This is a genomic window from Actinomadura sp. NTSP31 (assembly GCF_041951385.1).
Classification (GTDB): domain Bacteria; phylum Actinomycetota; class Actinomycetes; order Streptosporangiales; family Streptosporangiaceae; genus Spirillospora; species Spirillospora napierensis.
In genome coordinates this window covers 1-12,944 of record NZ_JBGNUT010000003.1, presented here as the reverse complement: position 1 = coordinate 12,944, position 12,944 = coordinate 1, and the positions used below count along the sequence as shown (strand labels likewise).

Annotated in this window: 11 protein-coding genes; 7 read left to right on the top strand and 4 right to left on the bottom strand. The window is 73.5% G+C overall.

Translation table 11 applies throughout. From position 1 onward, the window contains the following. The first annotated feature begins 10 nt into the window (after positions 1-10). The 5 genes from ACA514_RS05270 to ACA514_RS05250 all read left to right on the top strand — a co-directional run bounded on the left by ACA514_RS05270 (position 11) and on the right by ACA514_RS05250 (position 5,326). Complete coding sequence (locus ACA514_RS05270; protein ID WP_375039854.1) at positions 11-532, top strand: hypothetical protein; 522 nt, start codon at positions 11-13, stop codon at positions 530-532. Positions 533-677: 145 nt separating this feature from the next. Further along, positions 678-1,244 carry a hypothetical protein gene (locus tag ACA514_RS05265; RefSeq protein ID WP_375039853.1) on the top strand — a complete coding sequence of 189 codons (567 nt, stop codon included), beginning with the start codon at positions 678-680 and terminating at the stop codon, positions 1,242-1,244. 115 nt (positions 1,245-1,359) lie between these two features. Continuing rightward, complete coding sequence (locus ACA514_RS05260; protein WP_375039852.1) at positions 1,360-2,247, top strand: isoprenyl transferase; 888 nt, start codon at positions 1,360-1,362, stop codon at positions 2,245-2,247. Between the two features lie 162 nt (positions 2,248-2,409). Beyond that, complete coding sequence (locus ACA514_RS05255; RefSeq protein ID WP_375040276.1) at positions 2,410-3,738, top strand: PhoH family protein; 1,329 nt, start codon at positions 2,410-2,412, stop codon at positions 3,736-3,738. A gap of 469 nt (positions 3,739-4,207) precedes the next feature. Then, positions 4,208-5,326: a hypothetical protein gene (locus ACA514_RS05250; RefSeq protein WP_375039851.1), complete on the top strand. Its 1,119-nt coding sequence runs from the start codon at positions 4,208-4,210 to the stop codon at positions 5,324-5,326. A 153-nt stretch (positions 5,327-5,479) separates the two neighbouring features. On the opposite strand, the gene ACA514_RS05245 is transcribed toward ACA514_RS05250, so the two are convergent. The 4 genes from ACA514_RS05245 to ACA514_RS05230 form a co-directional block, all read right to left on the bottom strand. After that, on the bottom strand, positions 5,480-6,880 hold the full coding sequence (locus ACA514_RS05245; protein WP_375039850.1) for a class II fumarate hydratase: 1,401 nt from the start codon (positions 6,878-6,880) through the stop codon (positions 5,480-5,482). Between the two features lie 113 nt (positions 6,881-6,993). Continuing rightward, positions 6,994-8,268, bottom strand: a complete 1,275-nt coding sequence (locus ACA514_RS05240) for a serine/threonine-protein kinase (RefSeq protein WP_375039849.1) — start codon at positions 8,266-8,268, stop codon at positions 6,994-6,996. Positions 8,269-8,431: 163 nt separating this feature from the next. Then, positions 8,432-10,072 (bottom strand): fumarate hydratase, encoded by a 1,641-nt coding sequence (locus ACA514_RS05235; RefSeq protein WP_375039848.1) that lies wholly within the window; start codon positions 10,070-10,072, stop codon positions 8,432-8,434. A 1-nt stretch (position 10,073) separates the two neighbouring features. Further along, positions 10,074-11,003, bottom strand: a complete 930-nt coding sequence (locus ACA514_RS05230) for a DMT family transporter (RefSeq protein WP_375039847.1) — start codon at positions 11,001-11,003, stop codon at positions 10,074-10,076. Positions 11,004-11,116: 113 nt separating this feature from the next. Between ACA514_RS05230 and ACA514_RS05225 the strand changes: the two genes are divergently transcribed. Together ACA514_RS05225 and ACA514_RS05220 are read left to right on the top strand one after the other, a co-directional pair. Further along, positions 11,117-12,550, top strand: coding sequence for a PLP-dependent aminotransferase family protein (locus ACA514_RS05225; RefSeq protein WP_375039846.1), 1,434 nt, complete (start codon positions 11,117-11,119; stop codon positions 12,548-12,550). A 29-nt stretch (positions 12,551-12,579) separates the two neighbouring features. Continuing rightward, a complete protein-coding gene (locus tag ACA514_RS05220; protein ID WP_375039845.1) occupies positions 12,580-12,813 on the top strand; it encodes a hypothetical protein in 234 nt (77 codons plus the stop codon). Positions 12,814-12,944: the final 131 nt, after the last annotated feature.

Sequence of the window (12,944 nt, the reverse complement as noted above, 5' to 3'; positions counted from 1 at the left end):
TTTTGATTACATGAATACGAGTGAAGCCGCGGACCGGCTGCGCGGCTGGTTCGCCGGACGGCTGCCCGACGGCTGGTTCGAGGGCGCGCCTGAGGTCGTCGTCGACCGCGAGGAGGTCAGCGTGGTCGGCCGGCTGCCCGAGCCGGACGCCGCGCGGGACGTCGCGGACGCCGAGCGCGACGCGCTGCTCGCCGGGCACGTCCAGCGCTTCCGCGCGGAGACCCGCGACCAGCGCATCGCCATCGCGCGCGAGGCCGAGCACGCCTTCGGCCACAAGGTCTCCTGGGGCGTCGAGTGCGGCGGCCTGCGGGAGATGTTCACGACCCTGTCGGTGCCCGTCATGACCCGGCTCCGCCAGCCCGAGCGCCGCGTCCTGGACACCCTCGTCGAGGCCGGCGTCGCCCGCAGCCGCAGCGACGCGCTCGCCTGGTGCGTCCGGCTCGTCGGCAAGAACACCGACGAGTGGCTCGGCGAGCTGCGCAGCGCCCTGGAGCACGTGGAGCGCGCCCGCGCCGCCGGCCCCAACCCCTGACCGGCGCCGACCCCTGACCGGCGCCCCCCCGCGATCATTACGCGATCACGACGTCCGCTGGGTGTGATCATGGTGCCGACCTGGCCTAATGTGCGGGGAAAGCGCGGATCCGCCGCGCCGGGCGACGCCGGGAGGGGGACGGGGAGTGCGGACGCTGCGCTGCCTGGACGGCTCGGTCCTGGACGTCGTGCCGGTCCCCTCGCTGGACCGCGGCGGCACCCCCTTCGAGGTCACCCTGGAGCTGCGCCGCGACGGCGACACCTTCGGCGCCGTAGGCGAGCGGTGCGGCTACTTCCTGGCCGACCTCGCCCGCCGGGTCGCCGCCGCCCGCGCCGACGGCTCGCCGCAGGCGGCCCGCTGGCCCGACCCCGACGACCGCTTCCCCGACCCGCCGCCCGGCGGCGCCGCCCGCGAACCCGAGCTGTTCGCCTTCCGGTACCGCGACCGCGGCGACGTGATCAGCACCGGCGAGCTGCGCTGCACGCTGCGCACGTCCTCGATGTGGGTCGGCCGCCAGCAGTCCGCCGCCGGACGGTGGCGGGTGGCGCGCCGGGCCGTCATCGAGGCGTGGGGCGCGAGCGGGCGCGGCGTGCGCGCCGTGCTCACCTCCGCAGACCTGGCCCGGTTCCTGGCCGGCGTGCTCGCCGACGCCGACCGCGCCGGGACGCCGGGGCACGCGCGGCGCGGCCGTGCCGCCCGACCTGCGCGCTAGCCTGACATCACCGGAACGGCGGGAAAAGTGTCGCCGTCGGGCCATAATTGAGCGTCCGTTCCCATCAGGGAGGATCGCTCGAAGGGATGCCCACATGGGGGTTCGGCGTACTGGGATGTCACGGCGCGACGAGACCGCGAAGGGCGGCGCCGGGGCCGGCGCGGCCCCGGGCGGCGGTGCGCGCCGCAGCCCGTCCGCCGGCGGCCGGCTGGCCGCCGCGATCCGCCACAGCGGGCCGTACGCGGCCGTCCGCGACGCCGTCTACCGCATGTACGAGCACCGCGTCGAGGCGTCGCTGCCCACCGACATCACGCCCCGCCACGTCGGCGTCATCCTCGACGGGAACCGGCGCTGGGCCAGGTCGATGGGGCTGGCCGACGTCAACCACGGCCACCAGCGCGGCGCCGACAAGATCTCCGAGCTGCTGCAGTGGAGCACCGAGGCCGGGGTGGAGCACGTCACGCTGTGGCTGCTGTCCACCGACAACCTGAACCGGCCCGCGAACGAGCTCGACCCCCTGCTGGAGATCATCGAGAAGACCGTCCGCAAGCTCGCCGACGAGGGGTGGCACGTCAAGCCCGTCGGCGCCCTCGACCTCCTGCCCGACAAGACCGCCCGTGTCCTGAAAGACGCGGGTGAGGCGACATCCGGCGCTCCCGGGCTGATTGTGAACGTCGCCGTTGGGTATGGAGGTAGGCGTGAGATCGCTGATGCGGTGCGGTCACTGCTCATCGAGCAGGCGAGCCGTGGCACCAGCATCGAGGAACTCGCCGAGGTCCTCGAGGTGGAGCACATCGCCGAGCATCTCTACACGCGCGGCCAGCCGGACCCGGACCTGGTCATCCGCACCTCGGGGGAGCAGCGCCTGTCCGGCTTCATGCTCTGGCAGAGCGCCCACTCGGAGTTCTACTTCTGCGAAGTCCATTGGCCGGACTTCCGCAAGGTCGATTTCCTGCGGGCCATGCGTTCCTACGCCGCGCGGCACCGGCGCTACGGTACCTGACGGTCTCCCTGACGCCTCCGACGCAGGGACCACCGCCCCAGGCCACCACCCCCTGACCGGGGGCGGCGGCCGTACGGGGGCGGACTGTCGCGCCACCGGTACATCCCCCATGAACAGGGAGATCGAGTGGCCACAACCTCCCCGCGCCGTCCCGCCAGCGGGATCCCCGCCGGAACGCCCGTTCCGGACCGGCGCACGTACGTCCTCGACACCAGTGTCCTGCTCGCCGACCCGGGGGCGATGACCCGGTTCGCCGAGCACGAGGTCGTGCTCCCCGTCGTCGTCATCTCCGAGCTCGAGGCCAAGCGCCACCATCCGGAGCTCGGCTACTTCGCCCGGCAGGCCCTGCGCACCCTGGACGACCTGCGGATGGAGCACGGCCGGCTGGACGAGGCCGTGTCGGTGCAGGGTCCGAACGGGGACCAGGGCGGGACGCTGCGCGTCGAGCTGAACCACTCCGACGCGAGCGTGCTGCCGGACGGGTTCCGGCTCGGCGACAACGACACCCGGATCCTGTCGGTGGCCGCGTGGCTGGCCCGCGAGGGGCGCGACGTGGTGCTGGTCTCCAAGGACCTGCCGATGCGGGTGAAGGCGTCCGCGGTCGGGCTCGCCGCCGAGGAGTACCGGGCCGAGCTGGCCGTGGTGGAGTCCGGCTGGACCGGGATGCGCGAGCTGGAGGTGCCCGGCGGGGTCCTGGAGGAGCTGTACGAGGCGGGCGGCGCCGACCTGGAGGAGGCGCGGGACCTGCCGTGCCACACCGGCCTGCGGCTGCTGTCGGAGCGCGGCTCGGCGCTCGGCCGGACGCTGCCCGACAAGTCGGTGAAGCTGGTGAAGGGCGACCGGGAGGTGTTCGGGCTGCGCGGCCGGTCCGCCGAGCAGCGCATCGCCCTCGACCTGCTGATGGACGAGGACGTCGGGATCGTCTCGCTCGGCGGCCGGGCCGGCACGGGCAAGTCGGCGCTGGCGCTGTGCGCGGGCCTGGAGGCCGTGATGGAGCGGCGGCGGCACCGCAAGGTCGTGGTGTTCCGGCCGCTGTACGCGGTCGGCGGGCAGGAGCTCGGCTACCTGCCCGGCTCGGAGAACGACAAGATGTCGCCGTGGGCGCAGGCCGTCTACGACACGCTGTCGGCGGTGACCACCCCGGAGGTCATCGAGGAGGTCGTGGACCGTGACATGTTGGAGGTCCTGCCGCTCACCCACATCCGGGGCCGCTCCCTGCACGACTCGTTCGTGATCGTGGACGAGGCGCAGTCGCTGGAGCGCGGCGTGCTGCTGACCGTGCTGTCGCGGATCGGCGCGGGCTCGCGGGTGGTGCTGACGCACGACGTGGCGCAGCGCGACAACCTGCGGGTCGGCCGGCACGACGGCGTCGCGGCGGTGGTGGAGAAGCTGAAGGGCCACCCGCTGTTCGCGCACGTGACGCTGACGCGGTCGGAGCGGTCGCCGATCGCGGCGCTGGTGACCGACATGCTCGGCGACGTGGGGGTCTGACGGCCCGGGACGAACGGGATATGTCCGGCGCCCCGCCGGCCCCTCCGCGAGGACGGGCCGGCGGGGCGTCCGGGCGTGCCGGGCTGTGGACGAGCCTGTGGATTGCTCTACGGACCGTGATCGGTAAACGCCGTACCGTGGAGTTGTGACGAAGGTCACACCAACCTCCCCAGTGTCGTGGAAGCGCAGGTCCCGGGGTGTTTTCGGGGACCCGGGCGGGGAGTTGACAACCGCACCAGGAGCAGCATTCGTCTCGTTCCGGTTGCGGAGCAGGGCGCGGGCTCGGGCATTGTGTGTCCTCGTAAGCACCCCCAGAACGGTGCCGTCCGCCGCGCACCCCCCTGTAACGAGCGCGCGGGCGCGGGCCGCTCGGGGCCCGGAAGCCGTCCGCAGTCGGGACGGGCGCCGGGCCGGGGTGGAAACAGTTCGCCCGCGTGCCCATGCGCGTGCGACCGTCGGAAGGACCGCCTTGTCCGGAGACCGTCCCGGGTCCCCTAGGCGAGACGAACGACAGAGCTTTGCCCCCGAGGAGCCGTGGTCGTACGCGGCCCCGGCCGCCGCCGAGACCCGGCCCGCCGAGCCCTTCCCGCCCGGCCAGGGCGTCCCGTCCGGTGACGACGTCAAGGTCGCCGGGCCGCAGTACCCGCAGGCCCCGGCCGGCGACACCCTCGGCTTCCAGCCAGTGGCGACGGGCGAGCCCGCGACCGGCACCGGCGCCATGGCGATCCCGGGCATGGGCGTCCCCGGCTTCGGCACCCCCGACCTGGGCGGCCCCGGCATGGGCACCCCCGGCATGGACGGCCAGGTGCCGGACGCCGCCGGCGAGCCCCGCGACGAGGTCGCCTTCGGCGCCGGCTCCGAGCCGCCCCGCCGGCCGTCCGGCCCCCGCCGGCTCGGCGGTTCCCGCTCCTCCCGCCGCGCCTCCGGCCCGAAGGGCGGCGGCCGCAACGGCCTGAAGATCGCCGCGGTGGTCGCGGGCGCCGTGGTCGTGGTGGGCGGCGGCGGCGCCGCGTTCGCGATGACCGGCGGCTCCGGCGACGGCGGCGCCAAGACCGTCCAGCCGAAGCTGGCGGACGCCGCGGCCGCGCCCAAGGTCGACCCGATGGTCATGGAGCAGATGCGCCGCAAGGAGGCCTACGAGCGGGCCTCCCGCGCGACCCGCGAGGACCCGGCCAACGGACCGAAGCTGCGCGCCAAGGGCCACCCGATCCCCAAGCCGACCCCGACGAAGTCCAAGGACTCCGGCAGCGGCGGCAGCGGCGGCCCCTCCGGCGACCCGGTCCCGGCGGGCGAGGCGCAGCAGATCGCCAAGAGGCTGCTGCCGAGCTACGGCATGAGCGGCTCCGGCCAGTTCGGCTGCCTGGTGAACCTGTGGAACAAGGAGAGCCACTGGAACACCCACGCGGCGAACCCGTCCGGCGCGTACGGGATCCCGCAGGCGCTGCCCGGTTCCAAGATGGCGAGCGCGGGGCCCGACTGGCAGAACAACGCCACGACCCAGATCAAGTGGGGCCTCGGCTACATCAAGGACCGCTATAGCACGCCGTGCGGCGCCTGGTCCCATTCGGAGTCCAGCGGCTGGTACTAAGAGCGCACGAAGCACGAACGAAGAGGGGCGGACCTCCGGGTCCGCCCCTTTCCGTCTGCGCGCCGCCATAGCGGCCTGTGCGCGCCTACCCCGGCCGCCTCGCCTCCCGGCCGCGGCGGGCGGCGCGAGGCGCTCCAGTGGACGCTGGAGCGCTCAGCCGCGGGACGCGTTGGTCATGCCGAGGACGTCCAGCGCCGCGTCCAGCTGCTCCTCGGTGAGCTTCCCGTCGGCCACGTGGCCGCGCTCGACCACGACCTCCCGGATCGTCTTGCGCTCCGCCAGGGCCTGCTTGGCGACCTTCGCGGCCTCCTCGTACCCGAGGTAGCGGTTCAGCGGCGTCACGATGGACGGGGACGACTCGGCGTACTCGCGCAGCCGGTCGACGTCCGCCTCGATGCCGTCCACGCAGCGGTCCGCGAGCAGCCGGGACGCGTTCGCCAGCAGGGTGATCGACTCCAGCACGTTGCGGGCCAGCATCGGCAGCATCACGTTCAGCTCGAAGCTGCCCGCCGCGCCGCCGAACGCGATCGCCGCGTCGTTCCCGATCACCTGCGCCGCCACCTGCGTCACCGCCTCGGGGATCACCGGGTTCACCTTGCCCGGCATGATCGACGAGCCGGGCTGCAGGTCCGGCAGCCGGATCTCGGCGAGCCCGGCGCGCGGGCCCGAGCCCATCCAGCGCAGATCGTTGGCGATCTTGTTGAGGCCCACCGCGATCGTGCGCAGCGCGCCGCTCGCCTCGACGAGGCCGTCCCGGGCACCCTGCGCCTCGAAATGGTTCCGCGCCTCCGTCAGCGGCAGCCCGGTGGCCCGCGCGATCTCCGCGATGACGCGGGGCGCGAACCCCTCCGGCGTGTTGATCCCGGTGCCGACCGCGGTGCCGCCGAGCGGCAGCTCCGCCAGCCGCGGCAGCACGGCCTCCAGCCGCTCCACGCCGTGCCCGACCTGCGCCGCGTACCCGCCGAACTCCTGCCCGAGCGTGACCGGCGTCGCGTCCATCAGGTGCGTGCGGCCCGCCTTCACGACGGTCGCGAACTCCTCCGCCTTGCGGGCCAGCGCGTCGCGCAGATGGCGCAGCGCGGGGATCAGCTCGTGCACGACCGCGCCGGTCGCCGCGATGTGGATGGACGACGGGAACACGTCGTTGGACGACTGCGAGGCGTTCACGTGGTCGTTCGGATGGACGGGCCGGCCGAGCCGCTCCTGCGCCAGCGTCGCCACGACCTCGTTGGCGTTCATGTTCGACGACGTCCCCGACCCGGTCTGGAACACGTCGATCGGGAACTGGTCGTTCCACCTGCCGTCCGCGACCTCGCGGGCCGCCTCGGCGATCGCCTCCGCCGGCTCCTTGTCGAGCACTCCGAGCTCGGCGTTGACCACCGCGGCGGCGGCCTTGATCTGGCCCAGCGCCGCGATGTGCGCCGGCTCCAGCCCCCGTCCCGAGATCGGGAAGTTCTCCACCGCCCGCTGCGTCTGCGCCCGCCACTTCGCCGACGCCGGCACCCGGACCTCCCCCATGGAGTCGTGCTCGATCCGGAACTCCTGCTCGGTCATGAGGACACCTCCAGGCGGGGACGTCCCCAGGGAGTCCCCGCGCAATCGTCACCGCCGTCCTTCATGGCAGCGGCGCGAGGCGTCCGCGCATTCCCGCCGGGACGGGGCCGGGGTCAGCCTCCGGTGCCCTTCTTCAGCGTGTAGCTGACGCGCTCGCCGGGCTTGCCGGGCGGTTTCTCCTGGCCGTTCACCCACACCTCGCAGGCGGACGCGTCGTAGATCACCGCGTTGATGCGGTCCTCGCCGTACTGGCGCGCCTCGCCCTTCGGGATCGTCCCGTCGGTGAGCACCTTCATCGCGGTGCCGGGCACCGACACGAAGATCCGGCAGGCGCCGGTGCGGGCCCGCACGACCAGCGTGCTGTCCCCGACGCCGGGCGGCGGGGACGCCTGCGCGCGCCCGCCCGCCGGGGTGGAGTCGTGCGTGGTGGGCGACGGTCCCGGGCTCTCCCGCATCATCCCGACGATCAGCGCGGTGGCCCCGATCCCGCAGGACGCGACGGTCGCGCCGATCAGCGCGATCACCGCCATCATCCGGTAGCGGGGCGTCGCCGGGCGGCGGCCGGCCCGCGGACCGGCCATCGCCCGCTCCAGCCGGTCCACCGCGCGGGCGTGGCTGAGCCGGCGGGTCGGGTTCTTCTCCAGCAGCCCGGTGATCACCGGGGCGAGCGCGCCGGCGTTCTGCGGCGCCGGCGTCGACTCGTTCGCCAGCGCCGACAGCGTCGCCATCACGTTCTCGCGCTCGAACGGCGGATGGCCCTCCAGCGCGGCGTACAGCGTCGCGCCGAGCGACCACAGGTCCGAGCGCGGGGTGGCCTTCTCGCCGGCGGCGACCTCCGGCGCGACGTAGGCGGGGGAGCCCATGAAGTGCCCGGTCTTGGTCAGGCTCGCCGACCCGGACGAGAACGCCAGCCCGAAGTCGGTGAGCACGACCCGGTCGCCGTCCAGCAGCACGTTGCTCGGCTTGAGGTCGCGGTGCACGATCCCGGCCTTGTGCGCGGCGTTGAGGGCGTCCAGCAGCCGGCGCCCGATGTGCGCGACGCGCTCGGGCGGCAGCGGGCCGTCGCGCTCGATGAGCTGCTCGAGGTTCGGCGCCTCGATCATCTCCATCACGATCCACGGCCGCCCCTGCTCGGTGACGACGTCGTAGACCTCGACGATGGAGTGGGTGCGCAGCTGTGCGGGCGCGCGCGCCTCGCGCAGGGTACGGCGGAAGAAGACCACCCGGTCGTCCTGGGAAAGGTCCTCGGGGAGCCGCAGCTCCTTGATCGCCACCGCGCGATCGAGGAGCTCGTCATGGCCCCGCCAGACGGTGCCGTTGGCGCCCTGACCTATTTCCGAGACCAGCCGGTAGCGCGTCGCTAGCACGAGGCGCTCTGACTGAGACATGGCGGAAAAGATACCGGAGTGGCCGCGCGGTCATCGGGGAGACGTCGGCACCAAGATGGATTTAGGGCCAATATGTGACCTGCCGCCCTGAATCGCCCCGGAATCGGGCTGCCGGGAACCGGATTCCGGGGCGCGCGACGCCCTGACGATGCCCGGGCGGCGCCTAACGGCGGCCGATGGTGAGGACCGGGCCGGTCGTGTCGGCGAAGAAGTCGCCGCCCTTGTCGTCCACGACGATGAAGGCCGGGAAGTCCTCGACCTCGATCTTCCAGACGGCCTCCATGCCGAGCTCCGGGTACTCCAGGACCTCGACCTTCTTGATGCAGTCCTGCGCGAGCCGGGCGGCGGGGCCGCCGATCGAGCCGAGGTAGAACCCGCCGTGCTCCTTGCAGGCGTCGGTGACCTGCTGGGACCGGTTGCCCTTGGCGAGCATCACCAGCGAGCCGCCCGCCGCCTGGAACTGCTCGACGTAGGAGTCCATCCGGCCGGCCGTCGTCGGCCCGAACGAGCCGGACGCGTAGCCCTCCGGCGTCTTGGCCGGGCCCGCGTAGTAGACGGCGTGGTCGCGCAGGTACCCCGGCATCGGCTCGCCCGCGTCCAGCCGCTCCTTGATCTTGGCGTGCGCGATGTCGCGCGCCACCACGAGCGGGCCGGTCAGCGACAGCCGGGTCTTCACCGGGTACCGGGTCAGCTCGGCGCGGATCTCCGCCATCGGCCGGTTCAGGTCGATTCTCACGACCTCGTCGTCGAGATGCTCGTCGGTCGTGTCGGGCAGGTACTGCGCCGGGTCGGTCTCCAGCCGCTCCAGGAACACGCCCTCCGCGGTGATCTTGGCGAGGGCCTGCCGGTCCGCGCTGCACGACACCGCGATCGCCACCGGGCAGGACGCGCCGTGCCGCGGCAGCCGGACCACCCGCACGTCGTGGCAGAAGTACTTGCCGCCGAACTGCGCGCCGATGCCGAGCTTCTGCGTCAGCTCGAACACCTGGAGCTCCAGCTCCAGGTCGCGGAAGCCGTTCCCCAGCGGCGAGCCCTCCGTCGGCATCGTGTCCAGGTAGTGCGCCGACGCGTACTTGGCGGTCTTCAGCGCGTACTCCGCGGATGTCCCTCCCACGACGATCGCCAGGTGGTACGGCGGGCAGGCGGCCGTGCCCAGCGAGCGGATCTTCTCCTCCAGGAAGGACATCATCCGCTTCGGGTTCAGGACGGCCTTGGTCTCCTGGTACAGGAACGACTTGTTCGCGCTGCCGCCGCCCTTGGCCATGAACAGGAACTTGTAGGCGTCGCCGGGCGCCGCGTACAGCTCGACCTGGGCGGGCAGGTTGCTGCCGGTGTTCTTCTCGTCCCACATCGACAGCGGCGCCATCTGCGAGTAGCGCAGGTTCAGCTTCGTGTACGCGTCGTACACGCCGCGCGAGATGTGCTCCTCGTCGTTCCCGTCCGTCAGGACGTGCTGGCCGCGCTTGCCCATGACGATCGCGGTGCCGGTGTCCTGGCACATCGGCAGCACGCCACCGGACGCGATGCCCGCGTTCTTCAGCAGGTCCAGCGCCACGAACCGGTCGTTCGGGGACGCCTCCGGGTCGTCGAGGATCCGGCGCAGCTGCGCCAGGTGCGCGGGCCGCAGCAGGTGCGCGATGTCGCGCATCGCGGTCTCGGTGAGGAGCCGCAGCGCCTCCGGCTCGACCTGCAGAAACGTCCGCCCGTTCGCTTCGAACGTGGACACGCCGTCGGAGGTCAGGAGGCGGTAGTCGGTCTCGTCCGGGCCGAGCGGCAGCAGGTCGGTGTAGGAGAACTCAGGCATCTCAGGCAGATCCTCGCGCGATTCCGATGGGGGCCGCATCACAGGGTACGACCCGGCGCCGGAGCCCGAGGACGACCCCCGCCCCCACCAGCGCCGCCCCCGCGAGGTCGGCCGGGCCCGGCCGGCCGAGCCCGAGCACCACCGTCGTGACCACCGCGCTGACCGGGATCATCCCGGCGAACAGCCCCGCCCGGTCGGCGCCGAGCCGGCCCAGCGCCCCGTACCAGAGCAGGAACGCCACCACGGTGACGACCACCGACAGGTACGCCAGCCCGGCGAACTCCGCGCCGGTCGGCGCCCGCAGCACGGACGTCCCCTCGGTGACCAGTCCCACCGCCAGCAGCATCGGCGCGGCCAGCGCGGCGGAGTACGCCGACACCCGCACCGGGCCGAGCGTCGGCAGCAGCGGGACGGCCAGCAGCGAGAAGCACATCTCCCCGGCGAGCGCGCCCAGCGACAGCAGCAGCCCCCGGACGCTGCCGCCGCCGAACCCGCTGGCGAGCCCGGCCCCGACCGCCACGACGCACGCCGACGCGACCAGGGACGGCGCCGGGCGGCGGCCCTCCAGCAGCGGTCCGACGATCGCCAGCACCACCGGCACGGTCCCGATCACCGTCCCGATCGTGGCCGGGCTCGTGTCCCGGGTCGCCGCGACGATGCACACGTTGAACGCGACCAGCCCCGTTCCGGCCAGCGCCGCCAGCAGCGCCCACTCCCGCGCCGTCGGACGCCTCGCCGGGCCGCCCCGGAACCGGGCGACGGCCAGCAGGATCAGCGCGGCCACCGTGTACCGGACGGCCTGGCCGCCGAAGACCGGATAATGCGAGATCGTCGCGGACACCGCGGTCAGCGTGCCGACGAGGAACATCGCGGTCCCGGCGGCGGGGGTGCCGCGCCGGCCGGCGCCGGCGAGAGACGAGTGCAGGTTCATGAAGGGAACGCTAGAAGTCCGATGGACCGTGAAACAGAGCCAATGGCCCCGCTGGATCTTGGTCCAATCCCGGGCTAGTGACGGATGAACGCCCGGTTGACGCTGAGAGTCATGTGACCGACCTCCATCTCCCACTGGACCGCGGTGCGGGACGGCTCGCCGCCCAGATCGCCGCGGGCTTCCGCGCGGCGGTGCGGAGCGGCCGGCTGTCCGCCGGCACCCGGCTCCCCTCCAGCCGCGACCTGGCCCGCGACCTCGAGGTGTCCCGCGGCGTCGTCGTGGCCGCCTACGAGCAGCTGACCGCCGAGGGCTTCCTCATCGCCCGGCGCGGCGACGGCACCCGCATCGCACCGCTGGCCCGCCCCGACGACGCCGCGCCCGAACCCCGCGCCGCCGAACCGGCCCCGGCCGCGCTCCCGTCCTGCGACATCCCGCCCGACCCCGGCGTGCCCTACGACCTGTGGCCGAGCCAGCCCGACTTGTCCGCGTTCCCCCGCGAGCGGTGGATCGCCGCCACCCGCGCCGCGCTGCGCACCCTGCCGAGCGACGAGCTGACCTACCCCGACCCCGGCGGCGTCCGGCCGCTGCGCACCGAGCTCGCCGGCTACCTCGGCCGGGTCCGCGCCGCGGTCGCCGACCCCGGCCGCGTGGTGATCATGAATGGGGTGGCGCACGGGCTGTCCGCGCTGGTCCGGCTGCTGCTCGCCGACGGCCACCGCGTCCTCGCCGTCGAGGACCCGACCAGCGTCCGGCAGGTGCCGATGCTGGAGACGGCCGGCATCCGGCTCGTCCACATCCCGGTCGACCGCGACGGCGTGGACGTCGCCGCGCTCGCCCGCACCGGCGCCCGCGCCGTCCTCGTCACCCCGGCGCACCAGTACCCGACCGGCGTCGTGCTGTCCCCGTCCCGCCGCGCCGAACTGATCGCCTGGGCGCGGGACGTGGACGGCCTCATCCTCGAAGACGACTACGACGCCGAGTTCCGCTACGACCGCGAGCCCGTCGGCTGCCTGCAGGGCGTCGACCCCGACCGCGTCGTGCTGCTCGGCTCCGTCAGCAAGTCGCTCGCGCCCGCGCTGCGCCTCGGCTGGGCCGTCGCCCCGCCGGCCCTCGCGACGCGGCTGCGCGAGCACCGGGGCCACACCGACCTCGGCGCGCCCGTCCTCGAGCAGTACGCGCTCGCCGAGTTCCTCCGGAACGGCGGCTACGACCGGCATCTGCGCACCATGCGGCGCCGCTACCGGGCCCGCCGCGACGCCCTCGCCGAGGCGCTCGCCGCGAATCTGCCCCGCGCCGCGGTTCGCGGCGTCTCAGCGGGCATCCACCTCTACGTGGAGCTTCCGTCCGGATGCGATGAGGACGCCGTCCTGGCCCGCGCCGCGCGGTCCGGGGTGTCGGCCGCCGGCGCCCGCGAGATGTGGTCGGCCGGACGCGCCGCCGCCGCGCCCCCCGCCCTCGTCCTGGGATATGCCCGGCTTGCCGAGAATCACCTGGTCAAGGCGGCGGAGCTGCTCGGCAAAGCGGTTACCGAGGAGACGGAAGGGTAGGACCAAGTTCCCCGGTGTAGGAGGTATGGATGAGTCTGGAAGAGGCCGCGCGGCAGCTGAAGATGGCCGGTCACGACGCGCAGGTGGCCTTCGACTGCGTGGGCTTGGGCGACATCGAGCGCGCGCAGGAGCACGCCCTCACCCTGCGCGCCGCCGCCGACGCCGCCGAGGTGGCGCTGAGCCGTGCGCTCACGGACCTGACACCGGAGCAAGCCCAAGCCGAAGGCGAACGCGCCGTCACAGCCCTGGAAGAAGCGAGCTAGCCCCGACCCCGGGCTTGGACCCCGGCCATCGGTCACGGGCAGGCACGCGGAGCGAGCGCCAGCGAGCGCAGCGGGCATGCCCGGCGACGGCCAACGCGGTTCACGCGGAGCGCCAGCGGAGCGTGAAACGC

Bases quoted from the DNA above. Each gene is read 5' to 3' on its own strand.
- ACA514_RS05270 (WP_375039854.1), top strand. From the start codon at position 11: ATGAATACGAGTGAAGCCGCGGACCGGCTGCGCGGCTGGTTCGCCGGA.
- ACA514_RS05240 (WP_375039849.1), bottom strand. From the start codon at position 8,268: ATGTCTCAGTCAGAGCGCCTCGTGCTAGCGACGCGCTACCGGCTGGTC.
- ACA514_RS05260 (WP_375039852.1), top strand. From the start codon at position 1,360: ATGTCACGGCGCGACGAGACCGCGAAGGGCGGCGCCGGGGCCGGCGCG.
- ACA514_RS05230 (WP_375039847.1), bottom strand. From the start codon at position 11,003: ATGAACCTGCACTCGTCTCTCGCCGGCGCCGGCCGGCGCGGCACCCCC.
- ACA514_RS05220 (WP_375039845.1), top strand. From the start codon at position 12,580: ATGAGTCTGGAAGAGGCCGCGCGGCAGCTGAAGATGGCCGGTCACGAC.
- ACA514_RS05245 (WP_375039850.1), bottom strand. From the start codon at position 6,880: ATGACCGAGCAGGAGTTCCGGATCGAGCACGACTCCATGGGGGAGGTC.
- ACA514_RS05235 (WP_375039848.1), bottom strand. From the start codon at position 10,072: ATGCCTGAGTTCTCCTACACCGACCTGCTGCCGCTCGGCCCGGACGAG.